This is a genomic window from Paenibacillus sp. MT124, from assembly GCF_058792755.1.
In genome coordinates this window covers 863,873-888,763 of record NZ_CM179500.1, presented here as the reverse complement: position 1 = coordinate 888,763, position 24,891 = coordinate 863,873, and the positions used below count along the sequence as shown (strand labels likewise).

The following is a 24,891-nucleotide window of genomic DNA, read 5'->3' as shown; positions in this document are numbered from 1 at the left end:
ACCTTTCTTATGAAACCACAAAATGTGCCTTCTTTCAACAAATTTCTATTCTTTTCTGAAAATTAAAAGAAAGAAAGCACGGCGATTAGCATTATATAGTACAGCAACGCAAAGATCCCTTCTGCCAGCCTTAAGCTGAAGAAGGGATCTTTAATTCGGAATCATTTATAATCCAAACTCTGCTGACATCTTATGCTTGCGCTTCTTTGGAAGGTTGAATGACTGCAGCAATCTGTGCCAGAATGGCATCTACCGAAGCCGGATCATGTACATCATACTGATCAATGTTCAGACGCAGTACCGGACAAGCGGTGAACTGATCAATCCATACCGAATAACGTTCATGCATATGTTCCCAATACGAGCGATCGGTCTGAATTTCCATTTCACGTCCGCGTTCCGTAATTCGGTTCAGAATGGACGGCAGACTGCCTTCCAGATAGATCAACACATCGGGATGAGGGAAATACGGTGTCATGACCATCGCTTCAAACAAACTGCTGTACGTTTCAAAATCCGTGGCTGACATCGTGCCCTGATCCGCATGCATTTGCGCAAAGATTCCCGTATCTTCATAGATGGAGCGATCCTGCACAAATCCCCCGCCAAGCTCGAAGATCTTCTTCTGTTCCTTGAAACGCTCCGCCAGGAAGTAGATTTGCAAGTGGAAGCTCCAACGTTCGAAATCATGATAGAACTTCTCCAGATACGGATTATGATCGACCTGCTCCAGAGATGTTTTAAAATTCAAACGCTGTGCAAGTGCTGCCGTTAACGTGGACTTGCCCACGCCAACCGTACCTGCTACCGTAATTAATGCATTCGCCGGAATGCCATAGTTATTCATCTGATATACTCCTTTACCTGGTTAACAATCTGCCTGAAATGTTCAGGATGCTCCACAAAATCCAGCTGCTCCGCATTTACTTTAATAATGGTTGGCGGGTTGGTACTTTCCGCCAGGTAGGCCATGCCTGTTTTGTAATCCGCGATCAATTGTTCCATATATGCCGGGTCCATGTCCTGTTCAAAGGAACGTCCACGTTTGTTAATGCGATACATCAATGTGTCCAGCTCGGCTTCGATATATAACACCAGATTGGGTTTAGGCAGATCGTCGGTTAACAAGTGATAGATTTGACGGTACTTGTCCCGTTTGGTCCCTTTCAGGGTACGTTCGGCAAAGATCATATTTTTGTAGATATGATAATCCGATATGACGGGCGTATTTTGTTCAATATAGTGCAGACCTGTGTCTTCCAATTGCTTGAACCGGTTGCATAGAAAAAACATTTCAAGCTGGAAGCTCCACTCATCAATATTTTGATAGAAGGAAGCCAGAAAGGGATTCTCTTCTACTATTTCCTTCACCAGCGGAAGGTTTAATTCCTTGGAAAGCATCGTTGCCAGGGTGGTTTTCCCTGCTCCAATCGCACCCTCCACCGCAATAAACGGGGCTGAATTCATCGTGTTTCTGCTCCTCCTCGACCTCATGCGTGTTTCCGTTTCTGTACAGACCTCACCTATTGTATCACAGCCCATAGAATCGAAGGCCAGTATTTTATGTAAAGTCAGCCTCTGTTAAATACCCCTCCCGCAAATGGCCTGATTACATCATACGATGAAGAGGACTGCTTGCATAATAAACCATTTTTTTGCTCCATCCTTCTCCAACTTTGATGAAAAAAGCGAAAAAAATCTGAAAATTTTAGTGCTAAAGCATCATTTTATTTTCATTACTAACATTCATATGACTTTATTACGATATATTCCATGAATACAATATGTCTGGAGGTCCTAGAAGAGTCTGGAATGATTCACATATACGTACGAATAGATCAAATTAACCAGAAAAAAGGAGAGAAACAAGTTGTTAGCTAAGATTCGATGGAGTACCATGCCTTTCTTTGCCAAAAACCTCGTTATATCTTTCGGAAGTATTATGTTGATTGGAATTATCCTGATTACAGCTGGATATCAGCTGCAGAAAAACGTACTCAGCCAGCAGCTCTATGATCAGGCCAAAGTGACCACCCAGAAGTGGTCGGACGATCTGGACACAGCCAAAGTGCTTGAAGCCATTAATGAAAAAAGCTATGACGGTCCGGTGCAAAAAGAACTGCGGGACTATCTGGATTCCATCCATGAACTTTACCCCAACATTGCCCAGACCTATATTTTTGGAACCGAACTGGCGGAAGGCAACCAAACGTCCATCATCGCCGTTCCGACCAACCTGGTACAGCCTTTTGAAGAATTGAATCTGGCTGTAGGCTCCATGTACCCACTCCCACAAGAAAACGTGAAAGCACTGGAAGGCATGAAGAAGGATGGGCAACCTGCACTAAGCAGCTTTTATACAGATGAATATGGAACCTGGACAACCATTATGTATCCAATCAAGAATGCTGCGGGTGAAATTTACGCCGCCATTTACTTTGATGTCGATGCCAACGCCATCCCGAGTGGTCTCCATAAGCTGATTACATACAGCAGCATGTTCCTTATAGGTTTCCTGCTTTTGTTCATGATTCTGCAATATGTCCTGTTGAAGAAAACGTTAACTCCGATCCGTAACCTGATGAAGGGCATCGATGTGGCCAGCTCGGGGAATCTGGATGTATCCATCCAGACAGGACGAGATGATCTGGGGATTATTAATCAGAAATTCAATACGATGATTGAATGCTTCAACGATACGATGTCCAAAGTCCAATTGACTTCACATCACCTGTCCAACTCTTCCAAGAAATTATTGGAGATCTCCGAAAATAACAATGGCAATATACAAATGATCAGTACAAATATTCGGGATATTTCCCTCGGCCTTCGCTCGCAGGACCAAGCGTCCGTTGAAAACGCGCGTGCCATGACGGAAATGTCCACCGTTATCCAAACCATCGCGAGCAGTTCTTCAGAGGTTGCCGATGAAGCGCAGAGCATGGAGCAGCGGTCCCATACGGGCCATGAGATTATGCAGCAAGTCATTGAGCAAATGGATCTGATCTCGGGAGCCGTACAACACACATCCGAGTCCATCCGGTCTTTGGAAAACCGTTCCAATGAGATTAGCGGTATTGTCAATCTCATTACGGACATTGCAGGACAAACCAATTTGCTCGCCCTGAATGCTTCCATCGAAGCTGCACGCGTGGGTGAGGAAGGAAAAGGATTTGCCGTCGTGGCAGGAGAAGTACGCAAATTGGCAGAACAATCGCAGCAATCGGCTGATCAGATCCGCTCGTTAATCGACGAGATTCAGCGGGACATCTCGCAGTCTGCCGAAGCTATGCAGCTTGGTTCGCGTGAAGTAGAGAAAGGTTCCCAGGTTACCCGGGAGACAGGTGAATTCTTCGGCGATATCCTGACAGCCACGAACAAAGTCGCGAATCAGATCCAGGATATCTCCAGTTCTACGGAGGAAATCTCCGCCAGTACACAAGAGATGTCTGCAACAGCAGATGAGCTGTCCGCAAGTGTTAGCAAGGCAGCTAACAGCAGCAAGCAGATTGAACAGTCGATCGCTGAACAGGAAGCTTCCATGGCGTCCATTGTTAGCGCTTCGGATGAACTCTCTGCCGTGTCCAAACAGCTGCAGGAGCTGATTTCATTCTTCAAAGTTAAGCAAGCAAATTAATCGAATATACGATGCCATTCACAAAAAAAGAGATCTTCCCTTTTTCATGGGAGATCTCTTTTTCTATCTTATCTTGTGCCCATTTACAGGGACTTGTCACTTGAAGTTTCGGCATCGTCTTTCTTCTTCGTGCCTTTGCTTTTATAAGGCTTTGGGGCACTTTTCGCCCGATTGGCACTGGCTTGCCAGCGATTCCAGCCTTTTTTGCCGGTACCGCGGCCCGTGCCGCCTTTACCCTTTGCTTTGCTCATGTTATCACTCCAATAATCCTGTATATGCTTAAAAATGACCGTCCTCGGTACCTTTTATCGTAACCCAGCCCATCGTATTCACTTCCAGCATTTCTTATTATAACAAAAATAAACATCTTTACGTTCATTTCCAAAAATGATTGTATTGTTATTCTGTTATGAAAGCGGTATAGTGTACATAATTGAAAGAAGAAGCCGTGTCTTCTTCGGGATTGTTACTGGTAAGCAGGCGATACCCAAATAAAGGCTGTGTGATAAGCCTTTGTTTGGGTTTTTTGTTATTATAACGGCAATAGAGGTGAACAACGATGATCATTCGACAGATTTTCAACAATAACGTCATCCGGGCAGAGAACCAGGTGGGTCATGAATTTGTTGTCATTGGAAATGGTCTGGGCTTCAAGAAGAAAAATGGGCAGCCTGTTGATGAGGATAAAATCGAGAAAACCTTTGTTCTCAAATCGGATAAGATCCCCCAGAAACTGATCGACCTGATGGGCGAAACCTCCGTGGAGTATCTAACATTGGCTGACAAGATTGTAGGCTATGCCAAGCGGGAAATGGGCGATATTTTCAGTGACAATATCTATATTTCTCTCATTGACCATATCCAATTTGCCATCTCACGGTACAGGAAGTCCGTCGGACTGAAGAACTCGCTGTTATGGCAGATCAAAAAGTTTTATAAAAAGGAATTCATGATCGGCATGAATGCGCTGGAGTTGATCGATTCACAATTCGGCATACAGATGGACGAACATGAAGCCAGTTTTATCGCCATGCATTTTGTCAACGCCAGACAGGATGGTCAGGGCATGCAGCAAACGGTTGAAATTACCGAAGTGATCGATGACATATTCAACATCGTGACCAATCAATATGGCATAACCCTGGATGAAAATTCGTTTAATTACTCCAGGTTTATTACCCATTTGCAATATTTCGTCCAGCGCATGGTGAGCAATGAACAGGAACAGACGGCGTCTGGTGATAACTTTCTATATGATCAGGTCAAAGACAAATACGGCAAGGCTTTTCAGTGTACCCAATTGATTAACCATTACCTTGAGGACAAATTCGAAAGTGCAATGTCCATTGATGAAAAGGTGTATTTGACGATCCATATTCACCGCGTTACTTCCCGAAATGAAATGCAGGACACGAAATAAAAAAAGCTTGCAAACGATTTCGCTGTCATTTATAGTAGGTCTCACAACTTAACGACAAGGATTGTTACTGGTCAAGCAGGCGATACCTAAACGATTGGCACCCCATCCATTTTTGGATGGCCACTGCCCTCCGTTTAGGTATTTTTTTGTTTTCTGGGGCAGTTCGACCACAAAGGAGAATGAACATGGATCATAAAAAAATGGGAGATGACATCGTACGCCTCGTCGGCGGTGAAGCCAATATCAACGGACTTGTCCACTGTGCGACCCGGCTGAGGTTTAACCTCAAGGATTCCAAAAAAGCCGAGCGCGAAACGCTTGAAAAACACGATGGCGTAATTACCGTTGTGGAAAGCGGTGGACAATTTCAAGTTGTGGTCGGGAGTCATGTTGCTCATGTGTATGCAGAGATTATGAAGAATCGGGATTTTGGAGGAGAATCCTCCTCCACCGCAGAGACAACAGGTGAAAAAACCTCGGTCTTATCCAAAATTTTTGAAATTATCTCGGGAAGCTTCTCTCCGTTAATTCCGGCCATGGCGGGATCAGGCATGTTGAAAGCTCTGCTGACCGTTCTAACCATGCTTGGCTGGATGTCAGACACGAGTGATACCTATCTTATTTTATCCGCAGCCGGCAATGCCGTATTTTACTTCCTGCCTATCTTCCTCGGCATTACGCTGGGCATGAAGCTGAAAGCCAATCCTTATGTTGCCGGGGTCATCGGTGCCGCCCTGCTGGAACCGAACTTCACCGGATTGATGGACAAGGGTTCCGATGTATCGTTCCTGGGCATACCTGTCGTCATGATGAACTACTCAGCCAGTGTATTTCCGATATTCATCTCCATCAGCATCTATGCCCTTCTCGATAGGCTGCTGAAGAAAATTATTCTGAAGGATCTGCAATTGTTCCTGGTTCCAATGATTGCCCTCATGATTATGGTTCCTCTGTCTGCGATGGCCTTCGGTCCATTTGGCACCAACGTAGGAGACTGGATTTCCTCTGGTGTAACGTGGCTCATTGACGTCAGCGGGATATTGTCAGGTATTGTCCTGGGCGGATTCATGACCTTCATGGTCATCTTCGGTCTCCACTGGGGATTCACTCCGATCACGATCCAGAATATCGGGGTTGGCGGAGATCCAATCGAAGCGATGGCTGCTGCAGCCGTATTTGCCCAAATCGGTGTTGCATTCGGTATTTTCCTGAAAGCCAAAAAAGATAAAACACTCCGCACGCTTGCAGGCTCAACGAGCCTTACGGGATTGCTCGCAGGTGTGACGGAACCTATCGTATACGGGTTGGTCCTGCGTTATAAACGCGTCATCCCAATCGTTGTCATCGCAGGTGCAATCGGTGGTGCTATTAATGGTCATTTTGGCGTTAAAATGACGGCATATGTGTTCCATAATATTTTCGCTATACCGGTATACACACCAACCGTAGTTTATGTTATTGCAATTGTGTGTTCCTTCGCCATTGCAGCGGTATTAACCGTCATGTTCGGATACGAGACCAAAGCCAAGGCCGCCGTTTCAGAAGTCAAGGATGCGAATGATACGAACACAGGTGCAATGTCCGAAAGTAAAACGATAGAAGTTCCTGCTGCTCCAGAGGTAAAAACTGCCGAGGTCAAAAAAGAACAAATTCATAGCCCACTTACGGGCAAAGCTGTTGCTTTGAGTACGATCAACGATCCTGCCTTTTCCACTGGTGCTATGGGCAAGGGACTAGCGATCGTTCCCGAGATTGGCGAAGTTGTTTCTCCCGTGGATGGCGTAGTCACTTCACTCTTCCCAACGGGGCATGCCATCGGGTTAACGACTGGCACCGGCACCGAGATTCTGATACACATCGGGATTAATACCGTTGCGCTAAAAGGCAAACATTTCACTCCTGTCGTGCAGGAAGGTGACATCGTCAGACAGGGCGAGCTGCTCATTCAATTTGACATCGAACAAATTAAGCAGGCCGGGTACGAAACTGTCACTCCCGTCATTGTTACCCTCACACAGCACGAGGTGGATGTATTCGAAACATCCCAGGAACATGTACAGAAAAATGATGTCCTGCTCACTCTTGTTGTCTGATCAGCTTGCTTATTCAAAACTCAACTAGGAGGAACGACAATGAAACATACTCAACTCAAACCATTTCCCAAAGACTTCTTCTGGGGAGGTTCAACGTCAGCCTATCAAATCGAAGGTGCCTGGAATGAAGATGGCAAAGGTCCTTCCGTTATTGACATGGGAAACCATGTGGAAGGTGTAACCGACTTCAAGGTGACCAGCAATCACTATCATATGTATAAGGAGGATGTGGCCCTGCTTGCGGAGATGGGCTTCAAAGCCTATCGCTTCTCCATCGCCTGGACGCGGATCTATCCGCAAGGCGCAGGCGAGGTTAATCCCAAAGGCCTTGCCTTCTATGACTCATTAATTAATGAACTGATCAAATACGGTATTGAACCAATTGTGACCATGTATCACTTTGATCTTCCTTATGCACTGGAAGAGCAAGGCGGCTGGTCCAATCGGGCAACAATCGATGCCTTTGAGCAATACGCCAGAACCCTGTACGAGAACTACGGGGACCGGGTCAAATATTGGCTGACCATTAATGAACAAAATATGCTCATCCTGCATCCTGGCTCTTTGGGCACACTGGATACCACGATGACTGACCCGCAAAAAACACTGTATCAGCAAAATCATCACATGCTCGTCGCGCAAGCCAAAGCAATGGTCCTATGTCATGAGATGCTTCCAGGTGCCAAAATCGGTCCGGCTCCCAATATTGGCGTGATCTATCCGGCAAGCTCCAGACCGGAAGATACCCTCGCAGCCGATAACTATGCAGCAATCCGCAACTGGCTCTATCTCGATATGGCTGTATACGGTCGCTACAATCACATTGCCTGGAGTTATCTTGAAGAGAAAGGGTATACTCCGGTCATTGAGGACGGCGACATGGATATTCTGGCTCAGGGAAACCCTGATTTTATTGCTTTTAATTACTATACTTCGCAGACGGTCGGCGAAAGTCTGAATGATGGGAATGATTTCTCCCACACAGGAGATCAGCATGAAATTGTGGGTGAACCTGGTGCATACCGAGGATCTGTGAATCCAAATCTGCAGAAGACCGAGTTTGGATGGGAGATTGATCCGGTGGGCTTCCGCTCCACTCTTCGCCAGATTTATTCCCGTTATAACCTGCCATTGATCGTTACAGAGAATGGTCTGGGCGCTTTTGACAAGCTGGAAGAAGGCGACGTGGTCAACGACCCTTACCGCATTGAATTTTTCAATAAACATATTGAACAGATTCAACTGGCCATTACGGATGGTGTGGATGTATTTGGTTTCTGTCCTTGGTCTGCGATCGATCTGGTGAGTACACATCAGGGGTCCAGCAAACGATATGGGTTTATCTATGTGGACCGCGAGGAATTTGATATTAAGGAGTTAAGACGTATCCGTAAACAGAGCTTCTATTGGTATCAAAAGCTAATTAAGACAAACGGTGAAGTCCGTTAATCATACAAATCCAAAAAATAAAACCAGTCGATTACACAAAGTATCATGTGTAACCGACTGGTTTTTTAAGCTCTACATCGTATTGATATGAATTGCGACTACATCTCCGTCTTCGCTTGCCCTGCGGGTCTAACCCCTCTGAGAACCCGGAGTGATAACAGGAAACAGATTGCCAGAACAGCAGCAGCTGAAACATACGGATAGTTGATATTTACATCGAACAAGGCACCAGCCACAATCGGACCTGCGATATTACCCAAGCTTGTGTAGGCAGAGTTCAATCCAGCCACGAAACCTTGCTGTTCCTCTGCCAGTTTGGACATCTGCGTGCTGATGGCAGGACGCAAAATATCCATACCCAGGAATACAATAAAGGTGACCACCAGAATCAGCCAGTACGTGTGCACAAACAGGGTCAGCAGTACAAACACTGCCACGAAGAACAGACATACCGAAATCACTTTCTTCTCCCCAAACTTGTTCAGCAGCCACCCGATCAGGGATACCTGCACGACCGCACCCGCGATCGAGCCGAATGTAATGATAAATGCAATATCCTTGGTCGTGAAGCCGAATTTGTGATCCACAAACAGAGAGAATACGGTCTCATAGTTAGCCAGGCCAAACGCCATGACAAATACGATAATCAGACTGAAAAAGTAAGGTTCCCGGTAGGAATTCAGCAGCTGGGATACCATTCCCGGCGTTTTGGCTTTTGCTGCACCAGTGGCAGGTTTACTTGCTTCTCCAGTGCTCCTTGTCGATTCCGGCAGGATAATCAGGGTAATAATCGCTGCCAGCAATCCGGCAACCCCTGCCGCATAAAATGGAATCCGAATACCGAAATCCGCGATATATCCACCGATCCCCGGCCCAATGATGAATCCGGTCGTAATGGCTGCATTAATCAATCCCATCCCCTTGCCGCGCTCTTCTTCCGTCGTAATATCTGCGGTGTATGCCATAATGGAAGGGAAAATCATCGCTGCACCGACCCCGCCGAGCATCCGGGCTGCGAAGAGCAGCACGGGAGCATTGACCGCACCAAACATGAATTCCGATACGGCAAAAATCAGCATACCGCCGACAATGATCTTTTTACGGCCGAATGAATCGGACCACCTGCCCGCTACTGGAGAAAATAGAAACTGGGTAAAGGAAAATGCCGCGACCAGCAAACCAACTGTGAAACCAGTGATATGCAGCAGATCCATGTACGCAGGCATGATCGGTACGACCAAACCAATACCTGTAAATACGAGAAAAATATTAAACATCAACAACAGGAGTGCGCCCCTGTTTCTTGTTAGTAATGCCATGATTGTATCCTCCGTAGATTGTCAAATGTTGCTGTTTATATAAATGAGCAAACGAATGGTTTCATGGGTGTCATGGATGTGCTCAATCCGTCTTAATTATTGTTTCTGGAGATCCCATGTAAGAATACATTTGCTGCTTGGCGATATAAAGCCACTGCCTCTTCTGACTTCATCCCGCGGGACAATTGGCTAAGTCCAATAATGGCACTTTCCAGAATCAGCGCCAGATGATCGACATTGTCTTCCTTAAACTCACCGTTCTCAATGCCCTGCTGAACCAGTTGTCTGTTGAACTGGATATGCCGCTCGAACATCAAGGCAATGCGCTCCTCAATATCGTTCTCCTTCTTTTCCCCCGTGAAAAACTCATCGGCTGCCTTCGTCAGCGGGTGGTTCATGTCATCCAGAACAAGCTGCTCCATCAGTCCATGGATCTTCTCCGTGGATGTCTTGTAGAGATGTTCCTTGGAAGCCCAGTTCTCTTCCCATTCCCGATCCCATTCATCAATCAGATAGAGAAAGAGGCCTTCTTTGCTTTTAAAATGGTAATAAATATTTCCTTTGCTGCTGCCAGTCGCAGCTACAATATCTTCAATGGACGTCGCTTTATAGCCTTTTTGTACAAAAAGAGCTCTTGAGGCATCCGCAAGTTTTTTCTTGGTCTGCTCGGTTTGAAGTTGCTTTTTGTTCATCCCATCACACTCTCTCTCACATACTGAACATTCGTTCTGTATTTTAACAGATCGCTGGAAATTTAGCAATGCAAAAGGAGAATGGCCCGGGTGCCGATTCTCCTGTGCTTGAATTATTTAATCTTTTTTCCCTGACCATGCAATATTCTCAACTGACCATTCTCGTAACCGAGTTGATACGTTACCTTATACTTCGTGGTCACATATTCCCCGTCCCTGCGTTCATCCGCCGTAATGGTAGCCGTAACTTCCATCTCATCATTCCCATGATTGGAGGAAGAAATTCCGCTAATCGTTACGTAGCTTGTATTCAGGTATCCCTCGCGGAACTTGGCATAACTCGTACCGCTCTGCCATTCACTGCCCAGCAGTGCATATGCGGTAACATAATCACTCTCGTTCAGACTCAGATAGAAGCTGGTCACCAATCCCTCTGCTTCAGCAGAGGCTCCGGATGCCGCCTTGTTACCTCCACCATTCGTCTGTACCACCGTTGTCGCGTTGGGCTTCTCGGACCAGGCCTGCGCCTGCTTCAATACACTGGTGATCGGAATGCTGAAACCAATGCCGCCCTCCTGCTCCACAACAGCGGAATTAATGCCGAGTACTTCACCTGTCTCCGCGTGGATCAACGGTCCCCCGCTGTTGCCATGCGTAATGGGAGCCGAAATCTGATACAGATTACTGTAAATGTAAGGCGGAATCTCGAAGCTTCGGCCCACTCCGCTAATAATACCTGTGGTCACCGTATTTTCGAGCCCTAGCGGACTCCCCAAAGCCAATACCTCGTCCCCGGTCTCGGCTTTGGATTTGGCGATGGTTAGCGGCGTAAGCTTTTGTAGACCCGGTACTCGGACGACAGCGACATCCGTCTCTTCCCCGATTCCAATCACCGTTCCTTGATATTCCTCATGGTTAAGTGTGCGGACGGTTACCTCTTTGGAGCCTTCCACCACATGTGCGTTGGTTATCACATCGCCTTTGTCATTGTAGAGAAAGCCCGAACCCAGCCCGATGCCGCTCTCAATCGTGACTACCTTCTTCTGGCTATCTTCAATGATCTGTTTGCGTGTCTTCTTCACCTTGGAATCGGAAGCCGTCTTCGCTGCCTTCGTTTCTGCTTCCTGTGCTGCGACGACAGCCAGTCTGGGGCCACCCTGCAGCTGCTTCTCCGAATGCTGATGTATCCAGAACACGCCTCCTGCTCCCGCACCAATAATGATGGCACAGGATATGATCGTACTCCATGTTCGTTTGGCCATTCCAACCTGTCCTCCTATTCCAGATACCACGTTGCATTCACAACAGAGACTTGTGCTTCCTCGTACACACCATAATAGTAGGTTTCGAAGAAACCTTCTTCGCCCACTTCCAGCCAGCTTGGATACACATCGACATAGGTCTGACCCAGATAGGTGCCATCTATTCCATAGATATCAACCATAATCGTGACGGATGAGATCGGTCTCGTCGCATTGTTAACGATTGAACCGCTGATGTACAGGTCTCCATAGTCATCCAGTGCCGCATCTACGTTTACGACGCTTACGGCAGCCGTCCGATTTTTCAAATCCTCTTCCGCAGCCTGCTGCTCAGCCAACTGAATTCGTTCCGCTTCCGCTTTCTCAAACGCCTTTTTCTCACTCAGCACCCGCTCACGGTACGCCGTAAGTTTGTCATCCTCTGGTGCGTAGGATAGTCCTTGATCCACGGTCTGCAGGGCAGCCGTAAAATCCTTTTTCTTCACTTGCTGTTCAGCCTGCTTATAACTAATCCCCGCCAGCTTGTCGATAATTTGTTTCTCCACGGCCTGGGCTTCATTGCCTTTCAGCTTCGACACCGTATCCAGCTTCTCCGCGAGAGCCTCTACAGTGGTCAAACCATCGATTTCCTTCTTCACCTTCAATACGGAAAGTGTGACCTTTCTATTGTTCAATGCTGCTCGTACCTTGCCAAAAACGGGTTCCTCCCGCTCTTTCAGTTCTTTGGCCACCGCCTGAATGGTTTTATCTCCTGCGGACAGTTTGCCCGTCTTCAAACTCACCGCTGCTTCATTTAACTGATTCATCAGATTGGACGCTTTCGCCGTAATCTGGCGATCCTTAATCAGCGCATTGTAGTTCGGGCGTTTGGCGATGGCTGTGTCCAGCAGCTGCAGAGCTTCTGCATATTCCCCGTTCAGGGCTGCCTTTTCCGCTTGCTGATGCAGTGATTGTACCTCTGCATTCACACGGCTTTCCTGGTTGTAATAATACGTCAGCAGGGCTCCCATTAACGCTGCCAACAGCAATGGGATGATCCAGCTGAATGCTCGCCCCGGACCTTTGTGGCTCTGCTGGGGTGCAGGCTGCTGCTGTCTCGATAACGAATGATCGGTGTTTCCCGTTCCGGTCTCCAGACCCACTGCGGTTTCGGCCCAAATCTGTTCCTCTGTAGAGCTTGGATCTAATAATTTTGTTCTACACTTTCTGCATGTGCTATCCCCCGGACTGCTTTTGGTCCCACATACGTGACAATACACCCTGATCCCTCCATCAAAAAGAACGTATGTATGTTTGCTGTTTTTACATGAATCGACACTTATCATATAGCAAAAAGGTAAAATACACCATATGTTATTCTGATGTAAATGGTGCCTTTCCTTGGATGCAAAAAAACCTCCCTACTATGAAGTAGGAAGGCGTGATCTATCCAAGTATGTTCTACTCTACTCTTGTGTTGGAAATGCGCTAAGGTCCATATAGGTAACTTCCCAGAGGTGATCATCCGGATCCTGAAAACTCCATCCGTACATGAATCCATGATCCTGGGGATCATTATATGGTTTGCCGCCAGCATCCAGAGCAGCTTGGACGATGGTATCCACCTCTTCGCGGCTATCCACCGATAAGGCTACAATGACTTCTGCCGTACTTGCCGCATTCGAGATGTCTTTCGAAATAAAGGATTGGAACCGTTCCTCCACCAGCAGCATGGCATAAATATTGTCCCCAATGATCATGCAGGTAGCAGATTCATCTGTAAAATTCGCATCAAACTCAAATCCTACTTTGGTAAAAAACTCAACCGATTTCTTCAAATCCTTGACAGGTAAATTGACAAAAATCTGCTTGGCGCGAACAGCCACCATCGACCACCTCAATCCAATAGAGTAGATTCTACCACAAAATAACATCCCCGACAGGGCCTGTCAATGCAAAGGTTTTACGGAGTAGACTCCATCTGCTTCAGGAAAGGCTTAAGCTTATCCACTACATAGTGACTGCCGCCCCGGCCATTCACGCCTTCAATGACCGCCGAGATCAGGAATCTGGGGGATTGCGTGTCGAACACGACAACGAATCCGTTCTCCAATCCGTTTTCGCCCTTTTTCGCCTTCAGCTCGGCTGTTCCAGTCTTGGCTGCCAGCTCCCCCGGAAGCGAGCTCAGCGTGTGAGCCGTTCCTCCCGAACGGGCCACCACCTGGACCAGGGCATCCTTGACCGTGTTCGCAGCCTCAGGAGTAATAATCACCTCGGGTTCGGAGGTCTCTTTTCCCTTGATCAGAACAGGCTTCACCATTTTTCCTTCATTAATAAAAGGAGTGAAGGACGACGCCAGATGAATCGGCGACATCAGCATTTCGCCCTGTCCATAGGACGTGTCGGCAAGCAATACTTCGGAAGCCAGATCCAGATTCGCTTCATTCGCATACTGACTTGGCTTCAAGTACAATTCATCCAGGCCGAAGTTATCTCCAAAACCAAACTTCTGGATACCATCAATAAACCGTTGGCTGCCCATCTCCAGGGCCTCTTGGGCAAAGTAAATATTATCGGAATAGACAAGTGCATCAACCATATTCACCGGAGTTACACTTTTCACCCGCTTGACATAATATCCGCCCCAGCTCTCATCCTTGCGCCACTGCAGACCGGAGATATCATGGGTTTTATCCGCCGTTGTGACCTTCTCCATTAATCCCGCGGCTGCCGTAATCGCTTTGAAGGTTGAACCTGGTGCATACCTATTGGTGAATCGGTTGATAAAAGGAAGCCGTTCATCCGCAGAATACGCATCCCACTCCGCCTGAGTGAGTCCTGTAACCATTTTGTTCGGATTGTAGGCAGGTGCACTGGCCAGAGCGAGCAGGTCTCCATCGACCGGATTCATAAGCACGGCCGCTCCGGCATCTCCGTCACTCGATAACGCCTTATACAGTTCCGACTGCGTTTCCGCGCTGATGGTCAACTGCACTTTTTGTCCGTTTACCGCGTCCTTGCGAATGAGCTCCGAGAGGACTTTGCCGCCTTCGTCCATGATTTCAATTACGCCCCCGCGCTCGCCGCGGAGCTGCTTCTCCATGGACTGCTCCAGTCCGGCTCTTCCGATCCAATCCTCTGCACGATAATATCCTTCCGTATCCTTCTCCAGATCTTCCTGAGTAACCTTGCGCACATAACCAATCAGATGCGCAGCCGATGCACCAAGCGGAAAATAGCGGATTTCCTTGGACTGCAGCTTCACCCCACTTAATTGTTCAGGGATATTGTAATCCTCTGTTGAACCGATGGGGACAAAATACTCCGGCTTCACCCACTTTTGCGACAGGGCGTTGTTAATCACATCTTCTGATATCTTATAATATTTCGCAATTCGGGCAATCATTGCATCCGGGTTGTCACCCAGCTTCTCCGGCACGATGCCCCACTCGTTCACCGTTCCCTTGGTAGCAAGAGGTAAACCGTCCCGGTCCACGATATCACCGCGTTCCGGCAGGAGTGTCCTCACCCTGACTTTGCTTCCTTTAATCATGTCACTCAGGATCATGGAAGGCTGCCAGTTAATCCGCCACACCTTTGTGCCGTCCTCGGTTTCCTGCCGGACAAGCTTGAGTGTTTGTGTCTCGTTTACTTCCCCAAGGAAGGTTGTTAGCTGCAAGTGATAATCCACTTCATAGGCATCCGGATTCTGATCCGGTTTGCCCGTGTTCTGCTCCCCTTTGTCCTGATTCTCTGATGTACTGCCACTTTCCGCCGTGTCCGTTACCTTGGGCTTCACTTCCGCCTTGACGGCTGAGACCTCCATTCCCGAATAGATGGCACTGTACTTCTCTACAAACTGTTCCCGGTTCATGCCGGACTCTTCCAGCGACGCGGGCGTCATTAAAGTATATAGCTGATCAAATTCCTGCTTCTGCAGATGCTGTATGTATTGATCTACGGTTGTCTCCGGTTTTGCTTCCTCTGCCTTGCTGCTTTGCATGTATAAATACGCTCCAATTCCGCCAGCGAACAGAAGGGGGAGCAAACCATATATGATTTTTCGTTTTGATTTTTTCATAGTCAGATCACCTCTACGATATACTATAGATTTCCAGAGCTCCTGAAACAATGGAACAAATCTGACGAATTTATCATTAAAAATAGCCGAATGCTCACATAATATGTTTAAATAAGGAGAGTGAAACTACAGGCAAAGGAGCCCGATGATGGAAATCAGCTATTTTTTACTCCCCAAAGACGAAGTGGCTTATATCAAGTCCTCCGCTTCCATGAAGGAAGCACTCGAACAGCTTGAAGCACAGCATTATACCGCCATTCCCGTGATTGATCAGGACGGAAAATATGTTGCGACTCTGTCCGAAGGCGATTTGTTATGGAAAATGCGGAGCACCCCCGGACTGACTTTTGATAACATGGATCAGGTCCAGGTGCATGAGATTAGCAACAGGGTATATAATGAATGCGTCTTCATCAAGGCAGAAATGGAGGATATGCTGACACTGGCAGCGGACCAGAATTTCGTGCCTGTCGTGGACGTGGACCGCGTCTTTCTTGGCATTATCCGGCGCAAGGATATTATTGAGTATTACACGCGCAACATTTCTGATTAATTCAATAACGAAAGCCACCTGCAGTTTTCCCTGCAGATGGATGAAGAAAAAGGCGAGCACTTCTTGCTCGCTTTTTTGCTGCCCATATTCCCCTTTTTCTTCCATACGCTCTCTTCTGTCAACTCGTTCTCAAGCTATTTTAGTGTATGAAAACAATAAACATATTGCGCATTATTCGACAAATAACTACAATGATTATCATCATACGACACATTTAAGTGGATAAATCTTGTTTATTAACCCTTACGCCGGAGGGGTCCTATTGTTTTTTTCAGAATTTGTTCAGAATGCTTTAGTACAATAAGCACGTTCTTTTTGGTTCCAGCGCAGCTCCATTTCAGAAACATCAGAGAGAGGTATTCCATTGAATTATTTAAGTACACGCAACAAGATTCTGGTCACAGCTACGGTGATCATGTCTTGTATTTACGTCATTTGGCGTACGTTCTTCACCATTCCTTTCGGCCATGGCCCTCTCGCCGTGACCGCTGGTCTTGCCCTCCTTATTGTCGAACTCATCGGCATGTTCGAACTGGCCGTCCACTTTTACAATATGACCCGGCTTGAATACCCGGAGCTTCCCGTAGTAGAAGAGGCGTTATATCCGGATGTGGATGTCTTTATTGCGACCTACAATGAACCCACTTCCCTGCTCTTTAAAACGATTAACGGCTGTCTCAATATGGATTATCCGGACCGTTCCAAGGTACATATCCATCTGTGTGACGATTCCAATCGTCCCGAGATGCGGAAGCTTGCCGCCCATCTGGGCATTAACTACCTGACCCGGACTGAGCACAAACACGCCAAGGCTGGCAATCTCAACAACGCCATGAAACATACTTCTTCCCCCCTGATCGTCACCTTTGATGCCGACATGATTCCGAAGCATGATTTTCTGACGTCCTGTGTTCCGTATTTTCTGACAGGAGAAAAGATCGGTTTCGTGCAGACACCGCAAAGCTTCTACAATCCCGATCAATTCCAGTACAATCTGTACTCCGAGAACCGGATTCCGAATGAGCAGGATTATTTCTACCGTGACGTGCAGGTTGGACGCAACAAATCCAATTCCGTAATCTACGGCGGAACCAATACCGTGCTCTCCAGACAGGCTTTGGAAGACGTAGGCGGCTTCTACACAGGTTCCATTACGGAGGATTTTGCAACAGGCATAGAAATGCAGAGCAAAGGGTATCGCTGCTTCGCAACCAACAAGGTACTGGCATCCGGGCTTGCCCCTGGCGACTTGAAGAGCTTAATCAAGCAGCGTCAGCGCTGGGCACGCGGTTGTATCCAGACAGGTAAGAAGATGAATCTGCTGTTCAAGAAAGGTTTGAGTTTTGCCCAAAAATTAAATTATATCTCTTCCATAACCTACTGGTATTCCGGGCTGAAGAGATTGCTGTATATCATGTCGCCGATTCTGTTTGCCGTCTTCGGCATTCTTGTTGTGAAATGTACAATACTTGAAATTTTGATTTTTTGGCTGCCGATGTATCTCCTGACCAATACCTGTCTGCGCATGCTGTCGGGCAATATTCGAACAACCAAATGGACCAACGTCTATGAAACGATCCTGTTCCCGTCCCTGCTGCCTGCCGTTATTATGGAGACGATTGGCATGACCATGAACAAATTCGTCGTTACCCGCAAGGATGGTGCGCAAAACGATGACCGTAAATACAAAATAAAACAAATGATTCCCCATCTCATCCTGGCCGTGCTGTCCATCATTGGTATCGTGAACTGCATTCACTGGACGTTCAGTCAGGGCACCATCGGTTTCCTGGTCGTGCTGTACTGGCTGCTGATCAACTTCTATAACATCATGATGTCCATCTTCTTCCTAGCGGGACGTAAAGTGTTCCGAAACCACGAGCGTTCACTCGCTTCTGTGGACTGCACGATTACGACTGAAGGCGAGACGATCTCCTGCTTGACGCATGATCTCTCGGAAGGCGGAATATCCGTGATGCTGGATACGCCGAAATATATTCCGAGTGATATGGAGGTCGGCATCAAGCTGGTTAACGATCGATATGCAAGTGAATTCACAGGCAAGATCGCTCATGTGGCATCCATCGGAAATCGCTGGAAGTATGCTTTTACAGTCAAGGAAATGACAGAAGAGCAGCAGCGGCAGCTGCTGCACTTGATCTATGATCGTGAGCCAACGCTGCCGCAGAAGCTGGACAAGGATATCAGCACATTTGAGGATATTCGTCTGAATTTTGTGCGCCGGGGTCAGAGTGAATTCATGTCTAACCGGAAGCTGGCACGTATTGCATTGAACCGTACGGTGGAAACGTCCACACATGGTACGGTTACCCTGCTTGATTTCAACTATGAGTATGTTTTGCTCGAGACGTCCCGCCAGGATCTGATCTATGAGCTGAACCTGCCCATTGGTGAAGATCTGACGCTGGAGTGTGTATGGGTACAATCCCTGCGGAACAAACGAGGTAACCTGTATCGGGTGACCAACATCCAGGACATCGCCCGCAAGCATCAGATGGCCGCTCTCGAGTCTTTACTTACACAGTGGAATAGAGAGCAGCAGCAGTCAGGCCGATCAAATGTCACATCCAAAGACAAAAGCGTCTCAAATGATGAACTCAACGAGATGGCTTATTTATAGAGCGGAGGCAAGGTACACATGATCAAGAAGTGGAAACAACTAATGCTTGCCGCCAGTTTCGCTGCATTATCGAGCCTGCTTCCAGTCCAGGCTGTTCAAGCAGAACAGCTTAAGCTGAGCGGAAGTACGCTCCGTGAATGGAATAACGGGGCCCAAGTAGATACCCATATGGATAAGAACGGCAGTATACAGATTCAAACCTCTACCGAGGGACTCAAAAAAGGCTATTATTCCGCTTACATCTATGAACTGCGGAACAGGGACTGGACAAGCTACGGTGCATTGACCTTCTCCATCCGTAATGAATCGGAGATGACATTACCGTTCAATGTCGTTATCACCCGGGCAGATCAAAGCTCCCTTACCGTAGCGGATAAGCGAAATGTCATCGTCGTTCCGAAGGCAACCAAGGAAGCCACATTGGTTCACCCTACAGCAGGTCTGATTGAACTGGAGCCGGGCTTTGTCGGACAGATCCGCATCCCCTTCTCCAGTCTGATGGTTCAGGACAAGGCTAAGACGGCAGGCCAGGTCAAGCTGGGCAAAATCACTGGCTGGGGCATTACGACGACCACCACCGAGAATGCCAAGCTAAACTTACGGGTCGGAAACATCAAGCCGGTTTCCCGGAAGGAAGCTGCTGCAGAGAATGAGCTAACCACGCTGCAGATTACGGGAGAAGAACGAATGGTGAAGCCGGAGGCTGGTGAAGCCATTGCACAATATGAAGTTCACTCTTCTTCCAGCAAAGGAATTCCGAATGCATCCTTTCAACTGGACAGTCCTGTGCAAGGGGCATCCATTACACCGGATGGCTTACTTACACTCCAGACTGCCGTTCAACCTGAAAGTCTCATCATACACGCACTCGTGGACGGAAAATGGAATCTGACTTATCCCGTTATCTTGGACCGTTCTACGGCCATGAATGTACAGGAGAAGGATGGAACGAAGCGCGCCATTCCGTCTCCCGATCAGGTAACGAAGGTGGTAAACCCCGCCGATCCGCTGATGAAGCCCTGGATGGCATGGTTTATCCGCATTGCCCTGTCGGCAGCCGGAATCCTTACGCTTGTGGCCTACTGGCTGTGGCGGAAGGGCAGGAACACACCTCGTGCCCAACAAAGGCGTGCCCGCCGCGAGCAGCGCCGGGCAAGACGTCCATTCAGCATGTAGCTGAACTGTGGCAGGCTGGACCACATCCCAGGATGTGAGTACAGCCTGCCTTAATTTAGCGTTAATGCATGCTGCATTCTTATATGATTCTCAAGGAGGAAAGGCAGTGCTCTTTTCCAGTGTAGTCTTTTTATTTTATTTTCTGCCGCTTGTACTCGGGCTCTATTACATACTGAGATTCTCGGTTACGCTCAAAAACATGCTGCTGCTTGTCGCGAGTTTATTCTTCTATGCTTGGGGTGAACCCTGGTTCGTCCTGATCATGCTGGCCTCCATCTGTTTCAACTATGTCTTCGCTCTGCTTGTGGACAAGTTCAGGGAAAGGCGCAAAGCGGCCTACACCATCATTACGATGATGCTGATCGTCAACCTTGGGATGCTGTTTGTGTTCAAATACCTGGCCTTTGCCCTGCGCATTGTGAACGAAAATACGAGCTTCGGACTCAGCATTCCGAACATCGCACTGCCGCTGGGTATCTCCTTCTTCACCTTCCACGGCATCTCTTACGTGATTGACGTTTATCGTGGACACGGCGCTGTACAGAAAAATCTCTTTTACGTTGCATTGTATATCTCCTTCTTCCCTCAGCTCGTTGCCGGACCGATTCTGCGGTACAACACGATTGCAGATCAGATGGTGAATCGCAAAGAGAGCTGGGACAAATTCGCGGTAGGCTGCTGCAGGTTCATTGTAGGCTTAGGCAAAAAGGTGCTGTTATCCAACAGCATGGCTATTGTCGCCGATCACATCTTCAGCATGGGAGGCACATCCGAAGTGTCCTCCAGTTTGGCGTGGCTTGGGGCGATTGCCTATACACTGCAGATTTATTTTGACTTCTCGGGGTATTCCGACATGGCCATTGGTCTGGCATTGATGTTCGGCTTCAAGTTCGAGGAGAACTTCCGATATCCATACATCTCCAGATCCATCACCGAATTCTGGCGCCGCTGGCACATCTCGCTGGGTACCTGGTTCAAGGAATATGTTTACTTCCCGCTGGGCGGTTCCCGTGTCACCAACAAGGATAAAATGATTCGCAACCTGCTGATCGTCTGGGGACTTACCGGTGTATGGCATGGTGCGGAGTGGACATTCGTCGTGTGGGGATTAATTAACTTCGCGTTCATCGCGTTGGAGAAAATCTTCAGCTTTGACAAAGGAACACGCTTCATCCCGCTGCGGCATCTCTACGCCATGTTTATCGTTGTGATTGGCTGGGTCATCTTCCGGTCACCGGATCTTCTGCAGGCAGGTCACTATCTGGGTAATATGTTTGGACTGTACGGCAATGGATTCTGGAGCAACACGACCTGGATGTTCCTCAAGGAATATGCATTCTTCTTCATTCTGGGCATTCTGTTCTGCATGCCAATCGCCACCCGGATGAACAAATTAATGGTCGATGGCGCCCGTTTCCGCAAACCGCTGGAGCTGGTCTATCCGCTGACAATCATTCTATTATTCCTGGTCTGCGTATCGTATCTGGTTAAGGGTACATACAATCCATTTATCTATTTTAATTTCTGAGAGAAGGCACACAAGCATGCATAACTTTCTTGCGAAAAAGAGAATCACCGCTTTCCTCTTCATTCTCGTGCTGGTGACGCTCTCTGTTCTGAATATCATTCAGTCCTTCGGACCAATCAAACAAACACTGGCCTCCGGAGACTACGATATCTCTGAAACCAAAGGACTGATCCATCAGCTCGATGCGGACATCAATGAACATGTCTTCGAGAAGTTTGGCTTCGTGGAAGCCTATGGATACTTGCAGTCCCTGATGTGGAAAAACGAGGAGAATAATTTCGAGGTTGTCAAAGACATGGAGGGCAAGCTGCACTATACCTACTTTGCCACCGGGCCAACGTACACGGAGGATCTGTCCGACCGGGTTGCTGCGCTTGGAGCGCATTTGGATCCACAAACGAAGCTGACTTATGTCATGACGCCGGACAAATACGTGCGTGGCTATACCACATTCCCGAAAGGCATTCCGTACAACTATAACAATGAAACTGCCGATGGCTTTCTGGCCAATCTGAAGCAGGACGGCATTGATACACTCGACCTGCGTGAAGGCTTGCTGGAGAGCGGCATTCCGCCGGAGGATCTGTTCTTTACAACCGACCATCACTGGAAAATCAGGACAGCGTTCTGGGCCTTCGGCCAGCTCGTGAATCATATGGACGGCATGTACACGAAATCGCTGGATCCGGATCATTATTTCACAGACATTCATAACTACAATGTGATTCCCTATGAGGACATCTTTATCGGATCGCAGGGCCGCAAAGCAGGTAAATACTTCGCGGGTGCAGATGACTTCGACCTGATCTATCCGAAGTTTAAGACGAACTATTCCTTTTACTTCAAGACCGGCGAGACCGAAGCCACACTCAACGGACGCTTCGAGGATGCGCTGCTGACTACCTATCCACTCAATGTGCAGGGAGCAACTTACGATCTGACTGCGGACAAGTACTTCACGTATCTGTACGGGAATCAGGGGATTGTTCATGTGGTGAACAAGGATAACCCGAATGGACTGAAAGTCATGTTCATCAAGGACTCACTCGCCGTGCCGATGATCTCCTTCCTGTCCACGGTTGTGTCCGAGATTTACGTCATTGATCCGAGGTATTACACCGAGGACATTATGGATTTTGCCAGCAAGACCGAGCTGGATCATGTCTTCGTATCCATCTCACCACAGGATCTGGTGGAAGAATTTTTCCCTTATGGGGCGAAAGATTAAGTGAGTGAACGATCATACGATGCCCCTCCGTTCCAGTATGATCTTGAAAAATAAAAGAAGGGTAACCCAAAGCCAATAATGATTTGGCTGACAGGGTACCCTTTTCTTTTTGTGATCCAGTAGAATCAGTTTCGTTCATGCTTCAGCTTCTGTTCCTTGTAATAGTGCAGCACGTCAGGCGGGCTGCCCTGGAAAGCACGTTCTTTGCCGTACTCATAGGCCTGATGCAGATAAGAATACGCCTCGTCATGCTGTTCCAGTCTCATGCAGACGGTCCCCAGCTCAATGAGCGGACCCGTATTAATATCTGACCCTCGCGTTTGCAGCGATAATTCCGCCCAGGGCTTCGCCAGCGCATACTGTCCCAAGTTCATATGTGCATTCGCGTGGCAGGAAGCAATCCAGCTCGCTATTTCCCAGTCTGTCTTCGGCTCAGGCAGCATTCCCCATGCCTGATCATAATAGATCAGGGCCTGTTCATGCTGCTGCGTGTCGTCCAGCACATTGCCTGCTTCAACAGTTTCAATAATCTGTTTCTCCAGTTCGGGATGTTCCGGTGTCAATTCCTTCATAGCGCCTTCTCCTCCTCCAGTTGAAAATACCATTCCAGGAATGTATTAAAATCAGGCCACTGCGGGCTGCTCTCGCCGCTCAAAAAGCGTTCAATCGACTCCCCAAGCTCTACCAGCACCACTTCACCAGTCTGCCGGTTATAAAAGAATCCACCCTCCCCTTCAAAGCTATCCAGCGGTATGTAAGCTTCAGGCAATCCGAGGGTGAGTTGGGCCACCGTCATGTCTTCCAAATACACGGTATTCTCCATCACCCAGCAGATCTGATAGATCTCCTGATGCCTGCTATAGAAGGTCGGGCCATCATCTGCATGCAGATAAAACTGGGCAAAATCCGACTGAAGATCAATATTCAGCTTCTGCAGTGCTTCCTCATACTCCTTCGGTACATCTTCATGCCACCAGCCCTTACCTTGGCAAAACTCAATAACTTTACTAGATAACATATTCATCCTCCTAATCAACTGACGGCGCAATTATGATCGATTCAGTGCAGAACGGTAGGGTGCATAAGTACTTATTACCCATTCATGAAATAATTGGTGAGCGCTGCTGGCATCCGGGGCATGGAAGAGATAGGTTCCTTCCACCTCCCGGCGGCTCACTTTGGAATCAACCAGGTCTCTGTCCTCTTCTTCGTTGAGCTCAATTCGGTACGTCCCATCCTCCTCGCGGAAGCCGAGGGCGTGCACATTCGTTTCTTGTTTATAATAGCCCAGCTGCAGTATTGCTGGTTGTTCAACTGCCACCAAGCCCGCGAAGGCCGGGTTAGGAAACTCCTCATTGAAATGGGATTCATCCGGAACAATCCCCTTGTAAAAACCGTTAACCACTTCGCCGAGAAGGCTCACCATGTGATGGGCATATACGTAAGGAAAATATTCAATTTCGTAGACATCGGTGTCCGAGTGATGCCACTGCAGGTACTCCATGATTTTGGAATAGGTGAAGCTGACAGCGCCTGCCACTTCCCGATTCAGCGGTTGGTCCGCAGTGAGACGGGTCAGTTCCATAATACTATTCACATATTTCCAGAATAACGACTGATCAAAACGTGCTTCCTCATGAAGCATGTATAAAAAGGTATTCTCTTCCGCTCGCGCGTTGCGCATGAGCTCCTGGAGCGAATGTTCCATATGTTTTATACCTCCGAAACGTATATAACCAATGTATCAAAATTGAAGAACGTTTGGAAATATCACATCCTGTTCCTTCATATAAAAGAAGCCCGCATGTCTGCGGACTCCAATTGAATATTCAT

At 47.7% G+C, this 24,891-nt stretch carries 21 protein-coding genes; 9 read left to right on the top strand and 12 right to left on the bottom strand.

Features of this window, described 5'->3' with window-relative positions; translation table 11 throughout:
• Positions 1–190: 190 nt before the first annotated feature.
• Both AC3RCI_RS04165 and AC3RCI_RS04160 read right to left on the bottom strand, forming a co-directional pair.
• Positions 191–847 (bottom strand): deoxynucleoside kinase, encoded by a 657-nt coding sequence (locus AC3RCI_RS04165; protein WP_110755678.1) that lies wholly within the window; start codon positions 845–847, stop codon positions 191–193.
• On the bottom strand, positions 844–1,467 hold the full coding sequence (locus tag AC3RCI_RS04160; protein WP_127538406.1) for a deoxynucleoside kinase: 624 nt from the start codon (positions 1,465–1,467) through the stop codon (positions 844–846). The genes AC3RCI_RS04165 and AC3RCI_RS04160 overlap by 4 nt, the downstream gene beginning before the upstream one ends.
• A gap of 430 nt (positions 1,468–1,897) precedes the next feature.
• Here AC3RCI_RS04160 and AC3RCI_RS04155 point away from each other — a divergent pair, with 430 nt between their 5' ends.
• Complete coding sequence (locus AC3RCI_RS04155; RefSeq protein WP_492529790.1) at positions 1,898–3,637, top strand: methyl-accepting chemotaxis protein; 1,740 nt, start codon at positions 1,898–1,900, stop codon at positions 3,635–3,637.
• 83 nt (positions 3,638–3,720) lie between these two features.
• Here AC3RCI_RS04155 and AC3RCI_RS04150 read toward each other — a convergent pair whose 3' ends face one another.
• Positions 3,721–3,888, bottom strand: coding sequence for a DUF3934 family protein (locus AC3RCI_RS04150; protein ID WP_127538405.1), 168 nt, complete (start codon positions 3,886–3,888; stop codon positions 3,721–3,723).
• 308 nt (positions 3,889–4,196) lie between these two features.
• Here AC3RCI_RS04150 and licT point away from each other — a divergent pair, with 308 nt between their 5' ends.
• From licT to AC3RCI_RS04135, 3 genes are all read left to right on the top strand, one after another.
• Entirely contained in the window at positions 4,197–5,057 is an 861-nt protein-coding gene (gene licT / locus AC3RCI_RS04145) for a BglG family transcription antiterminator LicT (protein ID WP_095288603.1), read from the top strand.
• 185 nt (positions 5,058–5,242) lie between these two features.
• On the top strand, positions 5,243–7,150 hold the full coding sequence (locus tag AC3RCI_RS04140) for a beta-glucoside-specific PTS transporter subunit IIABC (RefSeq protein WP_492527599.1): 1,908 nt from the start codon (positions 5,243–5,245) through the stop codon (positions 7,148–7,150).
• Between the two features lie 39 nt (positions 7,151–7,189).
• A complete protein-coding gene (locus AC3RCI_RS04135) occupies positions 7,190–8,599 on the top strand; it encodes a glycoside hydrolase family 1 protein (RefSeq protein ID WP_492527598.1) in 1,410 nt (469 codons plus the stop codon).
• A gap of 98 nt (positions 8,600–8,697) precedes the next feature.
• Here AC3RCI_RS04135 and AC3RCI_RS04130 read toward each other — a convergent pair whose 3' ends face one another.
• From AC3RCI_RS04130 to pbp4, 6 genes are all read right to left on the bottom strand, one after another.
• Complete coding sequence (locus AC3RCI_RS04130; protein ID WP_154892943.1) at positions 8,698–9,918, bottom strand: MFS transporter; 1,221 nt, start codon at positions 9,916–9,918, stop codon at positions 8,698–8,700.
• 92 nt (positions 9,919–10,010) lie between these two features.
• Positions 10,011–10,610, bottom strand: a complete 600-nt coding sequence (locus AC3RCI_RS04125) for a TetR/AcrR family transcriptional regulator (RefSeq protein WP_336781409.1) — start codon at positions 10,608–10,610, stop codon at positions 10,011–10,013.
• 113 nt (positions 10,611–10,723) lie between these two features.
• On the bottom strand, positions 10,724–11,872 hold the full coding sequence (locus AC3RCI_RS04120; RefSeq protein WP_492527597.1) for a S1C family serine protease: 1,149 nt from the start codon (positions 11,870–11,872) through the stop codon (positions 10,724–10,726).
• 14 nt (positions 11,873–11,886) lie between these two features.
• Complete coding sequence (locus AC3RCI_RS04115) at positions 11,887–13,131, bottom strand: FxLYD domain-containing protein (RefSeq protein WP_492527596.1); 1,245 nt, start codon at positions 13,129–13,131, stop codon at positions 11,887–11,889.
• Positions 13,132–13,317: 186 nt separating this feature from the next.
• Complete coding sequence (locus tag AC3RCI_RS04110; protein WP_336781542.1) at positions 13,318–13,737, bottom strand: VOC family protein; 420 nt, start codon at positions 13,735–13,737, stop codon at positions 13,318–13,320.
• Positions 13,738–13,814: 77 nt separating this feature from the next.
• Complete coding sequence (pbp4, locus tag AC3RCI_RS04105; protein WP_492527595.1) at positions 13,815–15,932, bottom strand: penicillin-binding protein PBP4(5); 2,118 nt, start codon at positions 15,930–15,932, stop codon at positions 13,815–13,817.
• Between the two features lie 148 nt (positions 15,933–16,080).
• Between pbp4 and AC3RCI_RS04100 the strand changes: the two genes are divergently transcribed.
• The 5 genes from AC3RCI_RS04100 (at position 16,081) to AC3RCI_RS04080 (ending at position 23,058) form a co-directional block, all read left to right on the top strand.
• Positions 16,081–16,485: a CBS domain-containing protein gene (locus tag AC3RCI_RS04100; RefSeq protein ID WP_095288594.1), complete on the top strand. Its 405-nt coding sequence runs from the start codon at positions 16,081–16,083 to the stop codon at positions 16,483–16,485.
• 364 nt (positions 16,486–16,849) lie between these two features.
• Positions 16,850–19,126, top strand: coding sequence for a glycosyltransferase (locus AC3RCI_RS04095; protein WP_492527594.1), 2,277 nt, complete (start codon positions 16,850–16,852; stop codon positions 19,124–19,126).
• 18 nt (positions 19,127–19,144) lie between these two features.
• Positions 19,145–20,302: a hypothetical protein gene (locus tag AC3RCI_RS04090; RefSeq protein WP_492527593.1), complete on the top strand. Its 1,158-nt coding sequence runs from the start codon at positions 19,145–19,147 to the stop codon at positions 20,300–20,302.
• Between the two features lie 106 nt (positions 20,303–20,408).
• Positions 20,409–21,830 (top strand): MBOAT family O-acyltransferase, encoded by a 1,422-nt coding sequence (locus AC3RCI_RS04085; RefSeq protein ID WP_492527592.1) that lies wholly within the window; start codon positions 20,409–20,411, stop codon positions 21,828–21,830.
• A gap of 16 nt (positions 21,831–21,846) precedes the next feature.
• Positions 21,847–23,058 (top strand): alginate O-acetyltransferase AlgX-related protein, encoded by a 1,212-nt coding sequence (locus AC3RCI_RS04080; RefSeq protein WP_492527591.1) that lies wholly within the window; start codon positions 21,847–21,849, stop codon positions 23,056–23,058.
• A gap of 125 nt (positions 23,059–23,183) precedes the next feature.
• Here AC3RCI_RS04080 and AC3RCI_RS04075 read toward each other — a convergent pair whose 3' ends face one another.
• From AC3RCI_RS04075 to AC3RCI_RS04065, 3 genes are read right to left on the bottom strand one after another with little or no spacing between them, the layout of a single operon-like run.
• Complete coding sequence (locus tag AC3RCI_RS04075) at positions 23,184–23,630, bottom strand: hypothetical protein (protein WP_127538397.1); 447 nt, start codon at positions 23,628–23,630, stop codon at positions 23,184–23,186.
• Entirely contained in the window at positions 23,627–24,076 is a 450-nt protein-coding gene (locus tag AC3RCI_RS04070) for an SMI1/KNR4 family protein (protein ID WP_336781419.1), read from the bottom strand. Before AC3RCI_RS04070 ends, AC3RCI_RS04075 begins: the two co-directional genes overlap by 4 nt.
• 30 nt (positions 24,077–24,106) lie before the next feature.
• Positions 24,107–24,766 carry a hypothetical protein gene (locus AC3RCI_RS04065; RefSeq protein ID WP_492527590.1) on the bottom strand — a complete coding sequence of 220 codons (660 nt, stop codon included), beginning with the start codon at positions 24,764–24,766 and terminating at the stop codon, positions 24,107–24,109.
• Positions 24,767–24,891 lie beyond the last annotated feature (125 nt).